The organism is Bacteroides sp. An19, assembly GCF_002160215.1.
Lineage (GTDB): Bacteria > Bacteroidota > Bacteroidia > Bacteroidales > Bacteroidaceae > Phocaeicola > Phocaeicola intestinalis.
In genome coordinates this window covers 46995-68061 of the sequence record NZ_NFKD01000003.1, presented here as the reverse complement: position 1 = coordinate 68061, position 21067 = coordinate 46995, and the positions used below count along the sequence as shown (strand labels likewise).

Sequence of the window (21067 nt, the reverse complement as noted above, 5' to 3'; positions counted from 1 at the left end):
GTGTGTGCTTTGGGCGATTTTTTGGTCCTTTTCGCTCCTGTTCTTCGTCAGATAGCCCGCTATCTTCCTCATCACAGAAGCGAAAATGCCTCAAAAACTCATCCCAAATCATCGCACGATAAATTCAAAACAGCTTCTGAGTGGCTATCCGCAAACATTCCATGTAGGGGCGGGGTTAGCCCACCTGTATGCGTCCATGTAAATGTTTTCGGGCAGGCAGACCCTGCCCCTACATGTGATGTTGCAGAATTCAATAAAACCGAAGCCTTCATTCCACATCTGTTATCCGGTCGGTATCCAAGTCAATGTAAAAATGGATGCTCGGCTCTCCGTGCAGGAAGCATTCGAATATATCGGCTATCTCACACAGACGGATTGTCAACTCATCGCCGGCACCTGACCTGCGCACAGCCTTGAACAATTCATCGTACTCCTTCAGGCGCTTATCCGAAATCTGACGTAAGGCTAGCTTATCGGCATAACGCAAACGGTACAAATCGACAATCACATCATGTCCCGTCCAGTCGGTTCCCCATCCAGTCTGTGCTTCCTTGCCTGTCACATACGTCCAAAGCTGCGCTCCATTCATAGTTACCATTTTCTGACGCACTATCTCCGGGAGGTCTTGCGGTATGAAACGCACACGCACCAAGTCGCGGAACTGCCAGTCACAAAACTCCGCATAGTTTTCTGATACCAGTGCTTCCCTACTCCATACCGGAAACTTACCTGCCTGCCTGTCATAAGCATATTCCTTCTCATACAAACCAAACAGACTGTCGAAACCTGGGACACTATCCAGCAATACCGTTTCCACTTCGAAATGTTCCGCATCTTCAGCTGTAAGAATCTTATAAGCCGGGACACACGTAGCAATGGAAGGTACCTGAATGTTGTACAAACATTTGCCATTCTTTCCGCGCATCACTCCCGTATCATTTACATGCATGTGTCCTGCCACGTGCAGCCTGATGCCAGCTTCCAGAAAGGCTTCTGTCACTTCTTCGTCCGGCACCCGATGCAAATCGAATTTCCTGCTTCCCCAAGCCTTGCGTACTAATCCGGAAGCTCCATCGTTGAAATCCACTAACGGATAATGCGAATAAGTCACCAAAATTTTATTTCTTCGCTTCGCCTCGGCTACCACTTTCCGTACCCACGGAAGCAAAAAAGCCTTATGTTTCAATACATTATTATAGCCTACACTGGAGCCTTGGTAAGTCTGTACGCCGTTTTTCACCGCACCGGGCAGATAGACTCCTCCGTCAATGGCAAGCAACCACAATCCCTGTACAGGCTCGACCAAATAACTGGCATCCGTAGCCTGCAAGGAATCGCACAATGTATATTGCCGCCGGTCTAAAGCCCCTTCGCGCAAGGCTTCCTGATAATTATAATCTTCGTACCGATAAGAAGTAAAAGGGGTTTCCCAATACACATATCCGGGTTGGGGATAAAATCCAAATGCTGCATAGCAGTGCATCTCGTCGGCATATCCCGCACATCGGTTTTCCTGTGTAGTACGGCTTCCGTCGGCACGGAGAAAACCTTGCTCCTCATTTTGCATACCGAACGGACGGACTGGGTCATGATTTCCCGTCGTCACAAAAAACTGTATGCCGTACCGCCTATGATAAGTATCGAGTATCTCCCTGATTTTTTCCTGATTGACAAATTGACCGTTATCAGTCAAGTCCCCGGGAAGCACTGCCAGCGTAATGCCCCTCCTTGCCACATCATCAAGTGCTGCTATCAAGGCGTAATAGTTTTCATTAAACAAGCGGGTGGACTGCACCTGCATTTCCATCGAACGCACCAGTTCGGGATGGTCTGCGATGTTTTGGATATGCGCATCGGATATAAAAGCTACCCGCTGTTGGCCGACGGCAGTCAGACTCCCTCCACTTAAAAAGAGCAAAGCCCATAAATAATTACGAATCTTCATAAGTAGATGTTGATAATAAGCGCGACAAAGATACAAATTCTCTTCTTCTGTTTATCACTATCACACAAATTATATTACCTTTGCCTGCTACTAACCAATACTTTTCTTTTATGAAATACATTGAAGTTACAATGAAGGCACAACCGTGCAACGAAACCATTACAGATGTGCTGGCGGCATTGACAGCGGATATCGGATTCGAAAGCTTCGTACCCTGCGAAGAAGGAATGCAGGCCTACATCCCCAAAGCGCTGTTCGATGAAGAAGCATTAAAAAATGTGCTGACTGATTTCCCGATTCCCAACGTGTGTCTCTCCTATACCCTTACCGAACCGGAAGATAAAGACTGGAACGAAGAATGGGAAAAGAATTTCTTCCAACCCATCGTGATAGACAACCGTTGCGTGATACACAGCACCTTTCATACGGATTACCCAAAAGCCGAATACGACATTGTCATCAATCCGCAAATGGCTTTTGGAACAGGGCACCACGAAACCACCAGTTCCATTCTTGCCGAACTGCTGGATGCCGACCTGAAAAACAAATCGGTACTTGATATGGGATGCGGCACATCCATTCTTGCTATCCTTGCCAGTATGCGCGGAGCCAATCCGGTAACTGCCATCGACATAGATGACTGGTGCGTAAACAATTCGCGCGACAACATTGCCTTGAACCACATAAACAACATCCATGTAGAACTAGGTGACGCTTCACTGCTGAAAGGACGCAAACCTTTTGATGTCATCATAGCCAACATCAACCGTAACATCCTGCTTGCCGACATGCCTGCATATACAGCATGTATGCATCCGGGGTCGGAACTCTATATGAGCGGATTTTATATAGAAGATATTCCTGCCATCCAAGAAAAAGCCGAAAGTCTGGGTATGGAATTTGTACATTACCGAGAAAAAAACCGCTGGGTAGCCGTAAAGTTCATCAAGCGAATCTAAGAAACTGGTCGTGTAAACCGTCATCCGGGGAAACACGACCTGGTATCTTCAAGTAGCCAATTATAAGTAGGAACTGTCTTGAACTCCTAAAGTCTGAAAAATACAGAATCGGGAAGAATAGTCATCTGCTTCAACTCGTCCAAAGTTCCGTTAAACACATTCAGGTCTACCTGCTCCTTGATGCCAGGCAAACTTCCGCCATCGGTATGTTGCCAAAATTTCCATTTACCTTCATAACGTACCGAATCTACATAATAATGAGCTATCCAATAGGGATAAGTATTGAATATCGAATCGTTCAGGTAACGCTCCTTGAACTTGTAAGAAGCATACAGAATGGGCTTTACATGGTAGTGTCGCTCTATTATCCCTAACCATGTCTTTACCCCTTTCCTGAGTGCATTTTCATCATCGCCCACCTTTTCGATATCAAGTACCGGAGGCAAATCGCCCGGTTCCAGTTTGACCGAACGGATAAAAAAAGCAGCCTGACGCGCTGCGTCTGTTTTCGGATTAAAGAAATGATAGGCTCCCCGAATAAAGCCATACTGACGTGCACAATTGAAATTACGAATAAATGTGGTGTCGCTGAAATCGCCCCCTTCTGATGCTTTCATAAAGACAAAACGTACAGGAAAAGGCGCATATTGTGTTTTTCGGAGTTCCTCCCAATTGATATCCCCCTGATGATGCGAGACATCAAAACCATGCACCGTATATCCAGCCGGAAGACAGACACCATAGGCTTTTGTTCCGTAACAAGGCTTCCACCGGTATGCATACGGGCGGATAAACAGGTAATAAAAACCGATTACAACCAAAGCTGCCATCCCTCCCATCACCACATAATTCAACCATACCGGCAAACTCAAGCGAATTTTCTTCTTCGGCCGGTTCTTCTTGCCGGATGGTCTCCTCTTCTTACCCGTTCCAACCGGATTCCGTGAAGAAGCCTTTGTCCGCACTGTCCGACGGGAAGAGCCTGTGTGTGTAACAGATGGTTCTTTTACCATAAAAATAAATGCCTATCTTTTCACAAAAGGAATGTATCCAAACAGACAAAGAAAACGAGCCGGACAGCCTGCAAAAACATCTTTTCACAGCACTACCGACCCGTCCGCTTATCTACATTGGCATATCTCTAACTCGTCTTATTCTTATTTCTGGTGTTCCAGCTGCAAAGTCTTGGTCGGCTGGTCACATACTTCTGTAGGACCGAAATACTGAATCGGACCCGGATATACGTATGCCGTTTCTTTTGCCCACGTATCGCGTACAGCAGCAAATGCCTTAAACGGAGCTCCGTCTAACTTAACCAATGCTTTCTGGATAACAGGTTTCATTTCTCCGTGACGACGTTCCATGTTCATCATCATTGTGATAGGCACACCACCTGCAATCCATTCTTCTGCAGGAGCTGTCAGATTGCGTACGGAAGACATGTATCCGGTCTTTCCGTTTGCAATCAATACGGCTGCTGTATAACCCAACGAATAGCAATAGTCTGCATCAAAGTTGGAAGGAGCCGCGCAACGTCCTTCATAGCCGAAGAAATGATGCTGTGCAGAGAACTTGCCAGCAAACTTGCCTTCTGCTTTCCATGCAGCCAACTTCTTGCCCACCATTTCCGATAACAGTTTTTCCGTCTCAATCAAAGAAACCTGTACGTTTCCATGCGGGTCACGGTCAAGCGTCAACTGGCGTGCAACGCCTTCGGGCAATGAAGCATAAACAGCAGCATTGTCTGCCGACAGTTTGCTGATGATATATTCACGTTGTTTATTGGGCTCGACAGCAGCATACTCGTCAGCATGTACAGCCAGGAAGTCGTTCAATTCTGCTATCAACTTCTTCATTGCAGGGATAAACTCGATCAAACCTTCCGGAACCAGCACCGTACCGAAATTGTTTCCCTCGGCAGCGCGGGCAACTACTGCATTGGCGATATAAGTCACGATATCATCCAAAGACATATTCTTGGCTTCCACCTCTTCCGATATCAAGCAGATGTTCGGCTGAGTCTGCAAAGCGCATTCCAATGCGATGTGAGAAGCAGAACGTCCCATCAACTTAATGAAATGCCAGTACTTGCGTGCCGAATTACAGTCGCGTTCGATGTTACCGATTACTTCCGAATAAGTCTTGCAGGCAGTATCAAAACCAAATGAAGTCTCTATCATATCGTTCTTCAAGTCACCGTCGATGGTCTTCGGGCAACCAATTACCTGAATGCCATAATTCTTGGCAGCATAATATTCGGCCAACACACATGCATTCGTATTCGAATCGTCACCACCGATAATAACCAGTGCCTTAATGCCCAATTCTTTCAAGATTTCGTATCCTTTTTCGAACTGATCTTCCTTTTCCAGTTTTGTACGTCCTGAACCGATGATATCAAAACCACCTGTATTACGGTATTCATCGATGACATCGGCAGTCAGTTCTTTATAATTATGGTCTACCAAACCGCCAGGACCCAAGATAAATCCGTACAGTCTGTTGGCTGGATTCATCTTTTTGATACCGTCGAACAGACCGGAAATCACATTGTGTCCGCCCGGAGCCTGTCCACCCGAAAGGATGACACCTACATTTACCGGAGCAAATTCTTTCTGTTCGCCTTCTACGAACTTCAACAAAGGCATACCATAGGTATTGGGGAACAATTTCTTGATTTCCTCCTGATCGGCTACAGACTGGGTAGCTTCTCCTTCTACTACCTTTACAGCACCTTTCAATGCTTTAGGCAATTTCGGCTGATAAGCAGCTCTTGCAATTTGTAATGCACTTTTCGTCATAATTGTTTATATTTTAAAAAGGTGTATATAAGTTATTCACTTTTTCTGCTTCGCAAATTTCGTTTTTTTTTTTGTAACGACAAAAATGTCTGTAATAAAAAAATCACCCGACAAGAGTTTTGAAAGATTTTTTCGCAAAGAAAGCGGTAAATTCAAACAAAAACATTATCTTTACCCCACAATCAATACTCAATTTATCTAAAAAGGAATATCATTATGGCTAAAAGAAGAGACTTAAAGAAATTCGTGAAGTACACATCCGATCACGTAACAAGCCTTATCTTATGGGAAATGGCTGTGGCATCCGATGAAAAGCGTCCGGCATACGACCAGCTTTTAAATGAAATCGTCTGCCTGCACCACGATATCGTGGGACGTATCAGCCACACCGAACCGGGAAGTGTCAAACCATTCTACAAAAAGCTGAAAGAAGACTTTAAGGAGGGAATCAACGCCATTATCGGCAAGATTGACGAATTAGCAGACGGAAAAACGGAATGAAACAAGCACTCTGCCGCTTCATCTATTATAAGGTATTAAGGTGGAAGTCGCGTGTATCTGTCCCCGACTTCGACAAGTGCATCTATTGTGCCGCTCCACATACCACCAATTGGGATTTGCTCATCGGAAAGCTGTTCATTTCAGCCATCGGACGCGATTCCGGATTTATGATGAAGAAAGAATGGTTTTTTTTCCCGTTGGGAATCTTATTCCGATGGATGGGCGGTATACCCGTCCATCGGGATAAACATACTTCGCTGGTTGAACAGATAATTCAAAAAATAAAACAAAGCACGAAATTCCATCTGGCCATTACCCCCGAAGGGACACGCTCGGCAAATCCCAACTGGAAAAAAGGCTTTTACTACATCGCAGTAGGAGCAGACATTCCAATTATCCTGGTAGGTATCGACTACCAGCGGAAATGTATCTTTGCCGAACGTTATCTCTATGCCAGTGGAGATATAGAAACCGACATGCGCGAAATCAAACTTTATTTCAGACATTTCAAGGGCAGACATCCCGAAAAATTCGAGTTAGGAGAACTGGGATGACAGGGATGTAAACACATATATTTCCTATGAAACAACTATACCTCACTCTCTTCTTTTTCCTTTCCTTCTTCCATGCACCGGCACAAAGCCTGGAGAAAAACGTGGAGAAACGGCTTGAAGACTTCTTTGCAAACTACCAGACCCACTATGCCGACATCGGAACATGCCGGCTGGACCATTTCATTATCGACCATCAAAAGAAAACTCTTGCTATCTACGCCAATGATGTATTCGGTTATCAACCTTTCACCGAAGAAAACACAACGGCTATCTATCGCCAACTGAAACAACTTCTGCCCGGACCAGCAAACTATTACACACTGACCCTATATACCGACGGGCAACCTATCGAAAACCTTGTACCGAACGCCTTCCGCAATAAACAGAAAGACAAAACACGGCTATACGGAAAAACAGCATACCGGGGCGAACCGTGGGTGAGCAACCTCTCGAAAGCCTACCGACCCAGCCAAGGTCTGGAAGGCAAACACATTGCACTCTGGCAAAGCCACGGAAAGTTTTACAAGAACGATACACACAAATGGTGCTGGCAACGTCCGCGCCTGTTCGGCACTACCGAAGACCTCTACACCCAATCCATCGTAGTGCCTTATCTGATTCCAATGTTGGAAAATGCAGGAGCCATAGTATTTACCCCTCGTGAACGCGACAGACAACCTCATGAAGTCATCGTAGACAACAACATCTCCACCCCCAGAAGCAAATACCTGGAAGTAAACTACAAGAAAAAATGTGTATGGCAAACAACATCGTTACCTGGATTTGCACAAAAACGCACGACATACACCGACGGACAAAACCCTTTCCGCGAAGGCACAGCCCGGTTTATCCCCACTCACAAGAAACCTGAAAAAGCGTTTGCCGAATGGATTCCCTACATCCCCGAAAAAGGCCGGTATGCCGTTTACATCAGTTATCAATCTCTTCCTGAAAGCGTTACTGACGCACGTTATCTTGTATTCCATAACGGCGGAGTGACCGAATTTAAGGTAAACCAGCGTATAGGTGGAGGCACCTGGGTCTATCTGGGTACCTTCGAATTCGATCAAGGTATGAACGATTACGGCATGGTGGTACTCAGCAACGAAAGTTCGCAAAAAGGTGTCGTGTGTGCTGATGCCGTACGCTTCGGGGGAGGAATGGGAAACATTGCACGGCAAGGACAAACCAGCGGCATGCCACGATGGGCGGAAGGTGCACGTTATTGGGCACAATGGGCAGGCATGCCTTACTCCATCTACAGTAAAAGCGAAGGTGAAAACGATTACAACGATGATATCAATGCCCGCTCACTTATGCTCAATTACCTGAGCGGCAGTTCCGTCTACAACCCACAGGAAAAAGGACTTGGCATTCCATTCGAACTGAGTCTCGCCCTACACAGTGATGCCGGCTTCAAGCCAGACAACAGCTTGGTAGGCTCACTTGGCATCTATACCACCCGCTTCAATGAAGGGAAGCTGGCTTGCGGTATTTCACGCTATGCCTCGCGCGACCTTGCCGACATGCTCCTCACAGAACTGCAACGGGATATCAGTTCGCGCTTCGGCATCCAGTGGGCAAGACGCTCCTTGTGGAACCGTAACTATAGTGAGACCCGGCTGCCTGCTGTGCCTTCAGCCATATTGGAAACCCTGTCGCACCAAAATTTCGCCGACTTAAAACTAGGATACGAACCAGCTTTCAAGTTTACCACAGCACGTTCCGTATACAAAACCCTGCTGAAATACCTTGCCGACATGCACGATGAACAATATACTGTGCAACCTCTCCCTGTCACGCATTTCGCCATCGATGAAGGAAAAAAGAAAAATACTTTCACTCTCCGGTGGATACCAACAGAAGACCCTCTCGAACCTACTGCCAAGGCACAAGGTTACATTGTCTACACCCGCATAGGAAGAGGAGGATTCGACAACGGAGTCTACGTACGCGAACCCCAATACACATTTCAGGCAGAACCGGGCATCATTTACAGTTTCTACGTCACAGCAGTTAATCGAGGCGGAGAAAGCTTCCCCTCCGAAATTCTGTCGGCATACAAGGCAAAACATAGCAAAGGAACAGTCTTGATAGTAAACAGTTTCCACCGTACCAGCGCACCTGCCACCATCGAAACCACTACGCTACAAGGTTTCGACTTAAAAGCCGACCCCGGCATACCTTATATCGGCACAACCGCCTTCTGCGGATACCAACAAAGTTTCGAACGCAGCCGCATCGGAATAGAAACTGAAGGCGGACTAGGGTACAGCGGAAATGAACTGGAAGGAAAATACATCGCCGGTAATACATTTGACTATCCCTTTATCCATGGTAAAGCTATCCAAATGGCAGGCAACTGGTCATTCGTATCGTGCAGTGACGAGACATTGGAAAGTGGTTCGACCCAATTGCAACACTATCCAATCGTTGACCTTATCCGTGGAGCAGAAAACCAACCGCTCAGCCTTCACGTGCAACAAGCATTGACCGACTATTGCCACTCTGGAGGAAATTTGCTGCTTAGTGGCACATATACCGGAAGCCAACTAGGCAGCGATACTTTCCTACAGAACACCTTGAAATACAACTATGGAGGAAGCATGCGTCATTCGTCCACCAACAAAATCCAAGGTAACAACCTGAATTTCCACATAGCCCGTGAAGCTAATGCCGAAATTTATGCTGTTCCTTCGCCCGAAAGTTTGACACCCGTATCCGATGCTTTTTCCGTCTATCTCTATGCCGGTTCTGAAGCCAGTGCCGCCATTGCCTACAAAGGTAACCATCGCATCTTTGCCCTTGGCTTTCCTTTCGAATGTATCCAAGAAGAAAAAGCACGCACCCAACTGATGCAAAGCGTCCTCACTTTTTTCACATCGCCCAATGAATACTAGTCCATAACCCTTTAGTCATTAAGTTTTCCTTCCAGCCAAGCGTCTATCAGCCGGCGGGCTATGCTCAGTTTCTTGGGAATCTCGGGCAGGCACGATTTGTGGTAGAAGGCTCCCGCACTCAGTTCTTCATCCTGAAGCTTGATGGTGCCGCTCTCGTACTCGGCGGAATAGCCTATCATAATGCCGCTGGGATAGGGCCACGGCTGGCTCCCGAAGTATTTCAGGTTCTTGATGGTAAGCCCCGTTTCCTCCATCACTTCGCGCCGCACACATTCTTCGAGCGTTTCGCCCGGCTCGAGAAATCCCGCTACCAGCCCCTTGAAGGTGCCACGGAAATTGCGCGCATGCACCAGGAGCACTTCGTCCTCGCCCCGCTTGATGAGCACAATGATGGCAGGCGATATGCGCGGATAAATTTCCATACCGCACACGGGACACCGCTTGGCAATGGGCGCCACCTGTCCGGCAGGCGCTCCGCAACGGGGACAGAACCTGCTGTCGCGGTCCCACGTCAGTATCTCTGAGGCTTTCCCCGCCATCCGGTATTCGTCCCAGGGCAATACGTCGAACGAGGCACGCAGGTCTTTCATCCGACGGGGACTTTCATCATCCCCTTCTATGGGCGCCGCCAAAGCGTATGCCTTTGCCGCACACCCGTCCATCACGCCTATCTCGTGCACGGTACTCCCTTCGGGTATAGCTGCCGGCGGCTCTGTGCCTACGGGGATATGCCACCCGCCGGCCCGTTTCTCAATCAACACCTGCCCTTCGTAAAAAGCAAACCAATAACAATTGTTCTCTATTTGTTCTTCCATAATTATTCCTATTTGTCATATATTTCACCACAGAGGACACAGAGGAAAAATTTAAGAAGCTGTTTTGAATTTATCGTGCGATGATTTGGGATGAGTTTTTGAGGCATTTTCGCTTCTGTGATGAGGAAGATAGCGGGCTATCTGACGAAGAACAGGAGCGGAAAGGACCAAAAAATCGCCCAAAGCACACACGAAAACGAATACATCAAGCCAAGAAAAACTTTTTGGAGAAATTCAAAACAGCTTCTAAAAAACTCTGTGTTCCTCTGCGTCCTCGTGTGGTGAAAAAAATCAATCATTTTTCTTTCATTGTCAGTTGGATGCGCTTGCGCTCCCTGTCTACGCTCAACACCCGCACACGTACCTGCTGATGGATGCTTACCACGGTGGTGGGGTCGTTCACAAAATGACTGGCAAGCTGGGATACGTGCACCAGCCCTTTTTCCTTGATGCCGATATCCACGAAGCACCCGAAGTTGGTGATGTTGGTCACGATGCCCGGCAGTTCCATACCCTCGCACAGGTCGTCAAGAGTATGCACGTTAGGGTCGAAACAGAATGCCTCCAACCGCTTGCGCGGGTCGCGTCCCGGCTTCTCCAGCTCGTGCAGGATATCGGTCAAGGTGGGGATGCCTACCTCGTCTGTCACATAGTCTTCCATCCGGATACGCTCACGGAGCGACTTGTCCGCTATCAAGTCGGAGACGGCACATTTCAGGTCTTTCGCCATCTGCTCTACAATGGGATAGCTTTCAGGATGCACCGCCGAATTATCGAGGGGATTGCCAGCGTTCGGGATGCGGAGGAAACCCGCACATTGCTCGAACGCCTTCGCCCCCATACGGGGCACGTCCAGCAGCTCCTTCCGCGAGCGGAAAGGTCCGTGAGCGGTACGGTAGTCCACGATGTTCTGCGCCAATGCCGGGCCCAGCCCTGACACATACGTAAGCAGATGCCGGCTTGCCGTATTGACATTCACGCCCACCAAGTTGACGCAGCTCTCCACGGTGCGGTCGAGTGCCGCTTTCAGCTTCGTCTGGTCCACATCGTGCTGGTACTGCCCCACCCCGATAGACTTGGCATCGATTTTCACCAGTTCGGCAAGCGGGTCTATCAGCCTCCTGCCGATAGACACAGCCCCGCGCACCGTCACATCATAGTCGGGAAATTCCTCGCGGGCGGTCTTCGAAGCCGAATAAACGGAAGCCCCGTCCTCGCTTACCACAAACACTTGCACCTCGCGCCCGAAGCGCAACGCATTGACAAACTGTTCTGTCTCCCGGCTCGCCGTGCCGTTGCCGATGGCTATCGCCTCCACCTTATATTGCTCCACCAGCGTCGTCAGCTTGCGTGCCGCCGCCTGCCGCTCGGATTTCGGCGGATGCGGATAGACCGTATCGTTGCAGAGCAGGGCGCCTTGCGCGTCGAGGCAGACCACCTTGCATCCCGTGCGGTATCCGGGGTCGATGCCCATCACCCGCTTCTGCCCCAACGGAGGAGCAAGCAGCAGCTGGCGCAGGTTTTCGGCAAACACGCGGATGGCTTCCTCATCGGCACGCTCCTTGCTGGTGCCGGAAAACTCGGTCTCGATAGCCGGCTTAAGCAAACGCTTGTAAGCGTCCGCCACCGCCTCTGCCACCTGCGCCGAACAGGCATTGCCGCCCTTCACGTAGCGGCGCTCCAGCCCCCGGATGCATTCCTCGTCGTCTTCGGGCGTGATGCTCACCTTCAGGATGCCTTCCGCCTCCCCTCTCCGCAAGGCAAGCAGGCGGTGCGAAGAACAACGCTTCAAAGATTCGGAAAAATCGAAATAGTCGCGGTACTTCTGCGCCGCCTCGTCCGCCTCTTTTCCCTTCACCACCTTCGAAACGATGACTCCCCGCCGGGCGAAACATCCGCGCACCAGGCTGCGTGCCCGTTCGTCTTCGCTCACCTGCTCGGCGATGATGTCACGCGCCCCTTTCAAGGCCTCTTCCTCATCCTTCACCTCGCCTTTTACGAAGGCATGCACACGTGCGTCCAAACGGTTCTCGCGCTGTATCAGAAGCAGCGCCGCCAGCGGTTCCAGCCCTTTCTGGCGCGCCATTTCGGCACGTGTCTTGCGCTTGGGCTTGTAGGGCAGGTAAATGTCTTCCAGTTCCGTGGCATCCCAGCAGGCATCTATCCGCGCACGGAGTTCAGGGATAAGCTTTCCCTGCCCCTCAATGGTAGAGAGCACGGTTTCTTTCCGTTTCGCCAACTCGCGCAACTTCTCGTTACGCGCCTGTATCTCGCCAATCTGCACCTCGTCCATTCCGCCGGTGGCTTCCTTGCGGTAGCGGCTGATAAAGGGGATGGTGGCGCCGCCCTCCAATAGTTTCAATGTATTTTCTACGCGATGCGCGGGCAGCTTGAGTGCCCGTGCTATCATTTCGCTGAAGTTTTCCATAATTCGTCGTTCTGTATTTTCGGATGGCAAAGATAAGAGTTTTCAATTGATAATCGACTATTTTAATTTATCATGTGCTGATTAGGAATGGGTTTTTAAAGCATTTTCGCTTCTGTGATAAAGCAAACAACAGCTATCTGAAGAAAAGACACTGATTATCTTTATTGGCAGAAAGAATTATCCGATATCGGAAAGAAAATTACCCCCTATATGCGCGTACTCCCCGCGAATCACTTCGCAGGGAGTGCCCAACTAATAACTAACTTTTTACTTTTGTGGTTTACGTAATTTCATATGACTAACGATGCAAAGATACCGGCTTTCAGACATTCAGACAATACCTACATATAGGTATTTTAGAAACATTCCAAACAATAGTCCAATTACAACTTCATCTTTACCTCGCTTAACTCAACCAACTTGTTGACAATGGCATAAATTGTCAGACCTGCCGCCGAATGTATCTGCAGCTTACGGGTGATGTTTCGCCGGTGCGTAATGACCGTATGTACCGAAATGAAAAGTTTCTCGGCTATTTCCTTGTTGGTCATTCCGCGCACCACACAGCAGATAATTTCTTTCTCCCGCTGACTCAAGGCATCCTGATCGGCATCTTCATCGTCTGTAAAATTCATCAACACCGAAATCTTCTTTTCCAATGATTCTATATCTTCGAACAGATTGATACTCTCATCATATCCCTTCAAACGGTTCGAATCAACAAACGAACTCAACAAAGCTACCAATTTAATGTCCAATGATTGGTAACATTCTCTGAAAGCCTCTACATCGAACCAGCCTTCGAACTGTGGATTTATTATCAGCAATTGCGGGCTATGCGCTTCCATACAGTGTTGCAAACCTTCTTGCGATGTTACTTCCACAGTCTGAACATTCAGGTCCGGCAAACGTTTCAGCACTGTAACCAACCCGCTCCGGACAATGACTGAAGTCTCGGCTACAGCCACCAGTATGTTTTCCTCTGATTTCATTTTACCCCCTTTTCCAACTCCATTATAGCAGGGACGAACAGGTAATCTTCCACCCGATTGTGCGATGCCAGATCCTCTTCACAACAAAATATGTCAAATAATGTTGCATTCAACAATTGATTGTCTCCATTGGCCGGATAGTATTTGATAATAATATTTTTCAACTCGGTCAACTTAACATTAATTTGGTCATGATGACGGGCAAACACTCCGATGCTGAATTCTTCAGTCTTCTTTCCTTCCAACAAATCTCTCACATAAGTAAAGACTTGTTTATTCTCATATTCCATGTGTTTCCTCACTTCTCCCACATAATCGTCAAAGAACTGAAGAATCAGATACGATACCTTGTCGCTTAATGAAAAGTCAATTGCTTCTATTAACTTCTTCCGGATAGAGGGGAGCTGAAAATCGAGGAAATACGAATGGGCACGTTGCAAATAATCCATCAATGCCGGCACAGAAAGTCGTGCCAGATGGTCCTGCATCCGGTCGTTCTCCTCTGTCAGAAAATTAACCACAATCAGAAATGTGGGACAATCCACCCCGTTCATGTCACATACTTCCTGAACAGACTTGTCACCAAATCCTAAAGATACTCCAAAACGGCTCAACACCTGCAGCAACGCATAATTCTCACAGATCAAGTCGCTCATCTTATCGGTCGGCTTATATGTTTTGGGTTTACACATAACAAAAAATGAATTCATAATTGATTTCTGTTTGCAAAGTAAGACAATCCACGGGAATCGGTCAATCCCCATTTATAGGTATATTTATTAACGTGTGCATTTTTGTCGCTTGTCATATTTGTCAAGCCGGATTTACGCCCATACATTTTATGTCCATCGGTTGCTTTTCCAAGCCAAACCAGAACATCAGTTTAGTCTGAAAATCCAATCCGCATAGCTGCCTTGCTTGTAAGATTATTAATCTTCATGCCGAAAGATTATTAATCTTCACGCTGTAAGATTAATAATCTTACAAACGGCGCAGCTATATTGCGGAAAGACCAAAGCCTGCTTGTCATGCCGGATGTGTAACCCGGCGTAATTGAAGAAGCGGATTGGCGATCCAGCGTGACACTGGCAACAGGAGTGACACCGACAGTGTGTATCCCATTAAAAATGCACAATTGCACACCGCTCAAAGTATAAAAATGAAGAATGAAGAATTCCAGGCGAAACAATTCTTCATTCTTCATACTTCATTCTTTATCAAAAAAGCTTTACCATTCGACAAACTTTCCCCGCTTGTGGCGTTCTTCCAATATTTCCGCCAAATGTTTGTTCTTGGACGAAGCAATATACTTACGACCAAAAATATTCGGGATAGCAACCCCCACGGAAATGCAAAGAATAACCAATCCCGAATTTACTCCACTTTCAATAGCTTTCATCAACGGAGTAACCCCTTCAAGATTCTGCACATTCATATTGATGAGCCCGAAAAGCATTCGATACATCAATACTCCCGGAATCATCGGGATAACCGAAGGAATGGTCAGTACGTGATTGGGGACATGAAACCAGTGAACCGCCTTTACAGCTATCAGGCTGACCAGCAAAGCACCGGTGAACGAACCGACCACCAATCCCATGTCCAGACCGATGTTGTTGGTACTCGGTCCAAGATTGACAAAGTTACGTGTACAAACAGCCAAAATACCTCCGATAGCTACTACCCAAAGCAAACGACGCTGAATGTTAAAAATCATAGAGAATCCCATTGCCGAAATGGCAGCCGCCAAGGCATATTCCCAATACTCGTGGTGCGGCACCATGCTGATGGTCGGGAAAAAGTTGTCGATGGCACACAATTTCACAGCAAATGCAATACCAAAAGCCATGGCTCCCATCATCAGAAGCGTATTGACAGCCCGCACAATACCCACCTGGATAAAATTGTCGAGCATATCATCCACAAAATTTATCAAAGGAACTCCTGGAACGATAAACAAAGCACACGCCAACAGCGGATGCCAAGGTGTATTAGTCCACGTTTCGGGAAGGTAAGTAGAAGCCCATGCAATCATAGTGGCAACAAAAGCCGCAATAGCAATACCCACATAGCCATTCAGACCTGACTCATTACATTTCTGACGCACGCGCATACCGATAATCGCTGCAATTGAAGCATACAAGAATGCCATCCAGTCGCATCCGAACTGAATGCAGAATCCGCCACAGGCAAATCCGGCACCGACAGCTGTCTGCAAAGGAGTATAGTTCCGTTTCTTGGTACGGATTTTTTCCAGCTCCTCCTCATATTGGTCGAGCGTATAATCGTTCTCTATCGCCCTCCAGGAAAGTTTGCTCACTTCCGAAATGGCAGTCATGTTCACTCCATGTCCGTTGATACGCTGAAATTTGGTGAACGAAAAGTTTTCATCACTCACATTCACCATCAACATCGTAAATCCGATGTTGATATGCAGTTTCTCTTCCGGAATACCCAGATAAGCGGCTGTCCGCTTCATGTTTCTCATAATCCGGTTGGTATCCGCCAAACTTTCCACCAAAAGCTTTCCGGTACGGAGCAAAAGGTCTACCCGACGATGCAACATCTGGTCGTGGGCTTTCAAAGTCGTTTCTAAATGTTCCTCTAAATTCATTTTGTCTAAATTTAATTCCGGCCGCAAAGGTATGAAAAATATCCCTAGTTCCCGCTATCTCAGTGTAGAGAAATTCCACAATCTTCGCCAGAAATTCCCCAAGACACAAATTTGCATGCAGGATTTAGCTTTCTGATTCTCAATATATAAAAATTTATCGTATCTTTGGCACAAGTATTGTTTGTCCTTTACGGCATCTAACCCATAAACTTAAAATTCGTATGAGACGCTTTTTAACAAAGAAAGATTTGAAACTGAAGAAAAAACAAACCATCTACACCATTATCGGTGTCGTTGTAATTATAGGAATATACCTGTTCCTGACACGAGAGAAAAAGACAGAACCAGAAGCGCCTATTGTCAGTGTAGCTCCGGCTCAACAACAAGACGTAGAGATTTACGGCGAATATGTCGGACGCATACGCGCCCAACAATTTGTAGAGGTACGCGCACGCGTGGAAGGCTTTCTGGAACAAATGCTGTTCGAGGAAGGAACACAAGTAAAACGCAATCAAGTCCTGTTCATCATCAATCAAGACCAATACCAAGCCAAAGTGGATAAGGCACGTGCCCAACTGAAAAAAGACGAAGCAACGGCACGCAAGGCAGAGCGCGACCTGAACCGTATCCGCCCGCTTTATGAACAACGGGCTGCCAGCCAATTGGACCTTGACAACGCCACGGCTGCCTACGAAACCGCTGTAGCCAGCGTAGGCATGAGCCAGGCAGACCTTGACCAGGCAGAACAGGAACTAAGCTACACCGTAGTGCGTTCGCCGATAACCGGACAAATCAGCGAACGTCACGTCGACCTCGGTACCTTGGTCGGCACATCAGGCAAGTCTCTGCTGGCCACCATCGTAAAAAGTGATACCGTATTGGTGGATTTCAGCATGACAGCACTCGATTACCTGAAAAGCAAGGAACGGAACATCATCATCGGCCAGAAAGATTCTACCCGTTCTTGGCAACCAACTGTCACTATCACCCTCCCCGACAACACGGTATATCCTTACAAAGGACTGGTAGACTTCGCCGAACCGCAGGTAGACCCCAAAACCGGAACATTCTCCGTACGTGCAGAAATGAGCAATCCCGAACATGTATTGCTGCCCGGACAGTTTACAAAAGTAAAGCTGCTGCTCGACGTACGCGAAAATGCCACAGTAGTTCCCCAAAAAGCATTGATTATTGAAAAGGGAGGTGCATATATCTACGTGATGCGCAAAGACTCTACAGCTGAAAAACGTTTCATCGAATTGGGACCGGAATTTGGCAACAATGCAGTAGTAGAACGCGGACTGATACCGGGAGAAAACATTGTAGTAGAAGGTTACCACAAGCTGAGCCCGGGCATCAAGATGCGTATAGGCACAGCCCCGATAGAAAAAGAAGAAGAAAATAAGGATGAATAAATCGCACAATCACCAAAACGTATTCACAAAATGAAAGTAAGTTTCTTTATCGACCGGCCAGTCTTTTCAATCGTCATCTCTATATTGATAGTCATCATCGGTGTCATCGGACTTACCATGCTGCCTATCGACCAATATCCGCAAATTACGCCACCTGTGGTAAAAATCAGTGCATCTTATCCGGGTGCGAGCGCACTCACGGTATCACAAGCCGTCGCAACCCCGATAGAACAAGAACTGAACGGTACACCAGGCATGCTTTATATGGAGTCGAACAGTTCCAATTCCGGAGGATTCTCGGCAACAGTCACCTTTGACATCTCGGCAGACCCCGACCTTGCTGCCGTGGAAATCCAGAACCGCATCAAACTGGCTGAATCACGTCTGCCAGCCGAAGTGGTACAGAATGGTATCGAAATCGAGAAACAAGCCGCCAGCCAGCTGATGACTATCTGCCTGACTTCAAGCGATCCCAAGTTTGACGAAATCTACTTGAGTAATTTTGCTACCTTGAATGTACTCGACCTGCTGCGCCGTATACCGGGAGTAGGACGCGTATCCAACATCGGAAGCCGCTACTATGCCATGCAAATCTGGCTGGACCCTGCCCGTCTTGCCAATTTCGGTCTCACCGTACAAGACGTACAAAATGCCTTGAAAGACCAGAACCGTGAATCGGCTGCCGGTGTATTGGGACAACAACCCGTTACCGGTCTCGACATTACTATCCCGATAACGGCACAAGGGCGTCTGTCAAGTGCTGCCCAATTCGAAGAAATCGTATTGCGTGCCAACCCCGACGGTTCACTGATACGCATGCGGGACGTGGCGCGTGTATCGCTCGAAGCCCAGTCATACAATACTGAGAGTGGTATCAACGGAGGCAATGCCGCCGTATTAGGAGTCTACATGCTGCCAGGTGCCAACGCCATGGAAGTAGCAGAACGTGTGAAAGCCGCCATGGATGAAATCAGCAAGAATTTTCCGGAAGGCATGAAATACGAAGTACCTTTCGACATGACATCTTATATATCCGAATCCATCCACGAAGTATACAAGACCCTGTTCGAAGCCTTGTTCCTCGTCATCGTGGTAGTGTTCCTTTCGCTACAAAGTTGGCGTGCGACTCTGATTCCTACCATAGCCGTTCCTATCTCATTGATCGGTACTTTCGGCTTTATGCTCATTTTCGGCTTTTCGTTGAACATCCTGACCCTGCTAGGTTTGGTACTGGCCATCGGACTGGTAGTGGATGATGCCATCGTAGTAGTCGAAAACGTAGAACGTATTATGGAAGAAGAACACCTCAGCCCTTACGAAGCTACCAAAAAAGCAATGGACGGTCTGACCGGAGCCTTGATTGCCACCTCTATGGTACTGGCTGCCGTATTTGTTCCGGTCAGCTTCCTTTCCGGCATTTCAGGACAATTGTATCGACAGTTCAGTATCACCATTGCAGTATCTGTACTGCTATCCACCGTCGTGGCACTGACACTCAGCCCTGTGATGTGCTCACTGATTCTACGTCCACAAGACCCGAACAAACCCAAGAACCGTGTGTTCCGGGCTATCAACAAATGGCTGGACATAGGCAATCATAAATATGTAGGCGGCATCAGCCGGCTCATCAAAAACCCTAAACGCGTGACGGCAGGATTCGGTATGGTCATCGTTTTCATATTCGTGCTCTACCGGCTGATACCAACCAGTTTTCTCCCAACGGAAGACCAGGGATATTTCACCGTCGAACTGGAAATGCCAGAAGGTACTACACTGGAACGTACCCGCGAAATTACCAACCGTGCCGTAGCCTTCCTGATGAAAGATCCTGCTGTAGAATATGTACAAAGCGTAGCAGGTTCCAGCCCGCGTGTCGGTACCAGCCAGGCACGCACCACGCTTACGGTCATCTTGAAAGAATGGAAAGAACGTGACAACACTACCATTGAACAAATTATGGCAGATGTGCAGAACGAGTTCAAGAAATACCCAGAATGCAAGGTTTACCTCTCCACACCACCTGTCATTCCCGGCTTAGGTACCTCCGGAGGTTTTGAAATGCAGCTGGAAGCCCGTGGAGATGCTACGTACGACAATCTGGTGGCTGCTGCAGACACGCTTATGTACTACGCCTCGCAACGCAAAGAGCTGAGTGGACTGTCGTCTTCATTGCAGGCGGAAATCCCTCAACTTTATTTCGACGTAGACCGTGACAAAGTAAAATTGTCGGGCGTACCGATGGCCGATGTTTTCACAACAATGAAAGCTTATACCGGATCGCTTTATGTGAACGACTTCAATATGTTCAACCGTATCTACCGTGTGTACATCCAGGCTGAAGCACCTTACCGTGAACATCGTGACAACATCAACCTGTTTTTCGTGCGGGGAAGTTCCGGCGATATGATTCCATTAACGGCATTGGGCAATACCGAATATACCACCGGTCCCGGAAGTATCAAACGTTTTAATATGTTCAACACCGCCATCATCCGCGGAACAGCCGCCCACGGTTACAGTTCAGGACAAGCAATGGAACTTATCGAGCAACTGGCTAAAGAACATCTGCCCGACAACATCGGAGTAGAATGGAGTGGACTTTCCTACCAGGAAAAACAGGCAGGCGGACAGACCGGTATGATTCTGACACTGGTATTCCTCTTCGTCTTCCTTTTCCTGGCAGCCCTGTATGAAAGCTGGAGCGTGCCAGTCGCTGTACTGCTCTCCTTGCCGGTAGCCGCTTTGGGAGCATATGCCGGTGTCGCCTTATGCGGATTGGAAAATGATACGTATTTCCAGATTGGCCTGGTAATGCTGGTCGGACTGGCTGCCAAAAACGCCATCCTGATTGTAGAGTTTGCCAAAGACGAAGTAGACAAAGGAAAAGATGTAATAGAAGCTGCGCTGCACGCATCACATTTACGTTTCCGTCCCATCCTGATGACCTCACTCGCCTTTATTTTGGGCATGGTGCCACTGGTCATTGCAAGCGGACCGGGTTCTGCCAGCCGTCAAGCCATCGGCACGGGCGTATTCTTCGGAATGATTGTGGCTGTAACAGTAGGTATTTTCCTGGTTCCTTTCTTCTTCGTGATGATTTACAAGGCAAAAAACAAACTCAAAGTGAAACATACTCATTAATT

16 protein-coding genes are annotated in these 21067 nt (G+C 47.7%); 7 read left to right on the top strand and 9 right to left on the bottom strand.

From position 1 onward, the window contains the following. Positions 1–268 precede the first annotated feature (268 nt). Positions 269–1945, bottom strand: a complete 1677-nt coding sequence (locus B5F25_RS02095; protein ID WP_087247286.1) for a metallophosphoesterase — start codon at positions 1943–1945, stop codon at positions 269–271. Positions 1946–2055: 110 nt separating this feature from the next. On the opposite strand from B5F25_RS02095, the gene prmA reads away from it, so the two are divergent. Next, positions 2056–2904: a 50S ribosomal protein L11 methyltransferase gene (gene prmA, locus B5F25_RS02090; protein WP_087212728.1), complete on the top strand. Its 849-nt coding sequence runs from the start codon at positions 2056–2058 to the stop codon at positions 2902–2904. An 86-nt stretch (positions 2905–2990) separates the two neighbouring features. Here the strand turns inward: prmA and B5F25_RS02085 are convergent, their stop codons facing one another. Continuing rightward, entirely contained in the window at positions 2991–3917 is a 927-nt protein-coding gene (locus B5F25_RS02085; protein ID WP_087247284.1) for a glycoside hydrolase family 25 protein, read from the bottom strand. 144 nt (positions 3918–4061) lie between these two features. Next, positions 4062–5705 carry a diphosphate--fructose-6-phosphate 1-phosphotransferase gene (locus tag B5F25_RS02080; protein WP_087212730.1) on the bottom strand — a complete coding sequence of 548 codons (1644 nt, stop codon included), beginning with the start codon at positions 5703–5705 and terminating at the stop codon, positions 4062–4064. 216 nt (positions 5706–5921) lie between these two features. Here B5F25_RS02080 and B5F25_RS02075 point away from each other — a divergent pair, with 216 nt between their 5' ends. The 3 genes from B5F25_RS02075 to B5F25_RS02065 are packed head-to-tail and all read left to right on the top strand — an operon-like array spanning position 5922 to position 9660. Continuing rightward, a complete protein-coding gene (locus B5F25_RS02075; protein WP_022040716.1) occupies positions 5922–6206 on the top strand; it encodes a hypothetical protein in 285 nt (94 codons plus the stop codon). Next, a complete protein-coding gene (locus B5F25_RS02070) occupies positions 6203–6760 on the top strand; it encodes a 1-acyl-sn-glycerol-3-phosphate acyltransferase (RefSeq protein WP_087247282.1) in 558 nt (185 codons plus the stop codon). The genes B5F25_RS02075 and B5F25_RS02070 overlap by 4 nt, the downstream gene beginning before the upstream one ends. 26 nt (positions 6761–6786) lie before the next feature. After that, on the top strand, positions 6787–9660 hold the full coding sequence (locus tag B5F25_RS02065; protein ID WP_087247280.1) for a xanthan lyase: 2874 nt from the start codon (positions 6787–6789) through the stop codon (positions 9658–9660). Between the two features lie 11 nt (positions 9661–9671). On the opposite strand, the gene nudC is transcribed toward B5F25_RS02065, so the two are convergent. Beyond that, complete coding sequence (gene nudC, locus B5F25_RS02060; protein ID WP_087247277.1) at positions 9672–10475, bottom strand: NAD(+) diphosphatase; 804 nt, start codon at positions 10473–10475, stop codon at positions 9672–9674. A gap of 80 nt (positions 10476–10555) precedes the next feature. On the opposite strand from nudC, the gene B5F25_RS21475 reads away from it, so the two are divergent. Then, on the top strand, positions 10556–10846 hold the full coding sequence (locus B5F25_RS21475; RefSeq protein ID WP_162614343.1) for a hypothetical protein: 291 nt from the start codon (positions 10556–10558) through the stop codon (positions 10844–10846). Here the strand turns inward: B5F25_RS21475 and B5F25_RS02055 are convergent. The 5 genes from B5F25_RS02055 to B5F25_RS02040 all read right to left on the bottom strand — a co-directional run bounded on the left by B5F25_RS02055 (position 10771) and on the right by B5F25_RS02040 (position 16509). After that, positions 10771–12903, bottom strand: coding sequence for a Tex family protein (locus B5F25_RS02055; RefSeq protein WP_087247274.1), 2133 nt, complete (start codon positions 12901–12903; stop codon positions 10771–10773). The genes B5F25_RS21475 and B5F25_RS02055 overlap by 76 nt on opposite strands. 383 nt (positions 12904–13286) lie before the next feature. Beyond that, positions 13287–13895: a response regulator transcription factor gene (locus tag B5F25_RS02050; protein WP_022040721.1), complete on the bottom strand. Its 609-nt coding sequence runs from the start codon at positions 13893–13895 to the stop codon at positions 13287–13289. Further along, positions 13892–14605, bottom strand: a complete 714-nt coding sequence (locus B5F25_RS02045) for a hemerythrin domain-containing protein (RefSeq protein ID WP_191762810.1) — start codon at positions 14603–14605, stop codon at positions 13892–13894. Before B5F25_RS02045 ends, B5F25_RS02050 begins: the two co-directional genes overlap by 4 nt. Before the next feature lie 242 nt (positions 14606–14847). Continuing rightward, positions 14848–15099 (bottom strand): hypothetical protein, encoded by a 252-nt coding sequence (locus B5F25_RS21025; protein ID WP_140406842.1) that lies wholly within the window; start codon positions 15097–15099, stop codon positions 14848–14850. Positions 15100–15123: 24 nt separating this feature from the next. After that, the gene (locus B5F25_RS02040; protein WP_022040725.1) at positions 15124–16509 is read right to left on the bottom strand and encodes a threonine/serine exporter family protein; all 1386 of its coding nucleotides are present in this window, start codon (positions 16507–16509) and stop codon (positions 15124–15126) included. Positions 16510–16730: 221 nt separating this feature from the next. On the opposite strand from B5F25_RS02040, the gene B5F25_RS02035 reads away from it, so the two are divergent. Both B5F25_RS02035 and B5F25_RS02030 read left to right on the top strand, forming a co-directional pair. After that, on the top strand, positions 16731–17924 hold the full coding sequence (locus B5F25_RS02035) for an efflux RND transporter periplasmic adaptor subunit (protein ID WP_022040726.1): 1194 nt from the start codon (positions 16731–16733) through the stop codon (positions 17922–17924). A gap of 30 nt (positions 17925–17954) precedes the next feature. After that, positions 17955–21065: a multidrug efflux RND transporter permease subunit gene (locus B5F25_RS02030; protein WP_022040727.1), complete on the top strand. Its 3111-nt coding sequence runs from the start codon at positions 17955–17957 to the stop codon at positions 21063–21065. The last annotated feature ends 2 nt before the right edge of the window (positions 21066–21067 follow it).

Coding starts and splice junctions, on each gene's coding strand:
- B5F25_RS02095 (WP_087247286.1), bottom strand. CDS start 1,945: ATGAAGATTCGTAATTATTTATGGGCTTTGCTCTTTTTAAGTGGAGGG.
- prmA (WP_087212728.1), top strand. CDS start 2,056: ATGAAATACATTGAAGTTACAATGAAGGCACAACCGTGCAACGAAACC.
- B5F25_RS02085 (WP_087247284.1), bottom strand. CDS start 3,917: ATGGTAAAAGAACCATCTGTTACACACACAGGCTCTTCCCGTCGGACA.
- B5F25_RS02080 (WP_087212730.1), bottom strand. CDS start 5,705: ATGACGAAAAGTGCATTACAAATTGCAAGAGCTGCTTATCAGCCGAAA.
- B5F25_RS02075 (WP_022040716.1), top strand. CDS start 5,922: ATGGCTAAAAGAAGAGACTTAAAGAAATTCGTGAAGTACACATCCGAT.
- B5F25_RS02070 (WP_087247282.1), top strand. CDS start 6,203: ATGAAACAAGCACTCTGCCGCTTCATCTATTATAAGGTATTAAGGTGG.
- B5F25_RS02065 (WP_087247280.1), top strand. CDS start 6,787: ATGAAACAACTATACCTCACTCTCTTCTTTTTCCTTTCCTTCTTCCAT.
- nudC (WP_087247277.1), bottom strand. CDS start 10,475: ATGGAAGAACAAATAGAGAACAATTGTTATTGGTTTGCTTTTTACGAA.
- B5F25_RS21475 (WP_162614343.1), top strand. CDS start 10,556: ATGATTTGGGATGAGTTTTTGAGGCATTTTCGCTTCTGTGATGAGGAA.
- B5F25_RS02055 (WP_087247274.1), bottom strand. CDS start 12,903: ATGGAAAACTTCAGCGAAATGATAGCACGGGCACTCAAGCTGCCCGCG.
- B5F25_RS02050 (WP_022040721.1), bottom strand. CDS start 13,895: ATGAAATCAGAGGAAAACATACTGGTGGCTGTAGCCGAGACTTCAGTC.
- B5F25_RS02045 (WP_191762810.1), bottom strand. CDS start 14,605: ATGAATTCATTTTTTGTTATGTGTAAACCCAAAACATATAAGCCGACC.
- B5F25_RS21025 (WP_140406842.1), bottom strand. CDS start 15,099: ATGAAGAATGAAGAATTGTTTCGCCTGGAATTCTTCATTCTTCATTTT.
- B5F25_RS02040 (WP_022040725.1), bottom strand. CDS start 16,509: ATGAATTTAGAGGAACATTTAGAAACGACTTTGAAAGCCCACGACCAG.
- B5F25_RS02035 (WP_022040726.1), top strand. CDS start 16,731: ATGAGACGCTTTTTAACAAAGAAAGATTTGAAACTGAAGAAAAAACAA.
- B5F25_RS02030 (WP_022040727.1), top strand. CDS start 17,955: ATGAAAGTAAGTTTCTTTATCGACCGGCCAGTCTTTTCAATCGTCATC.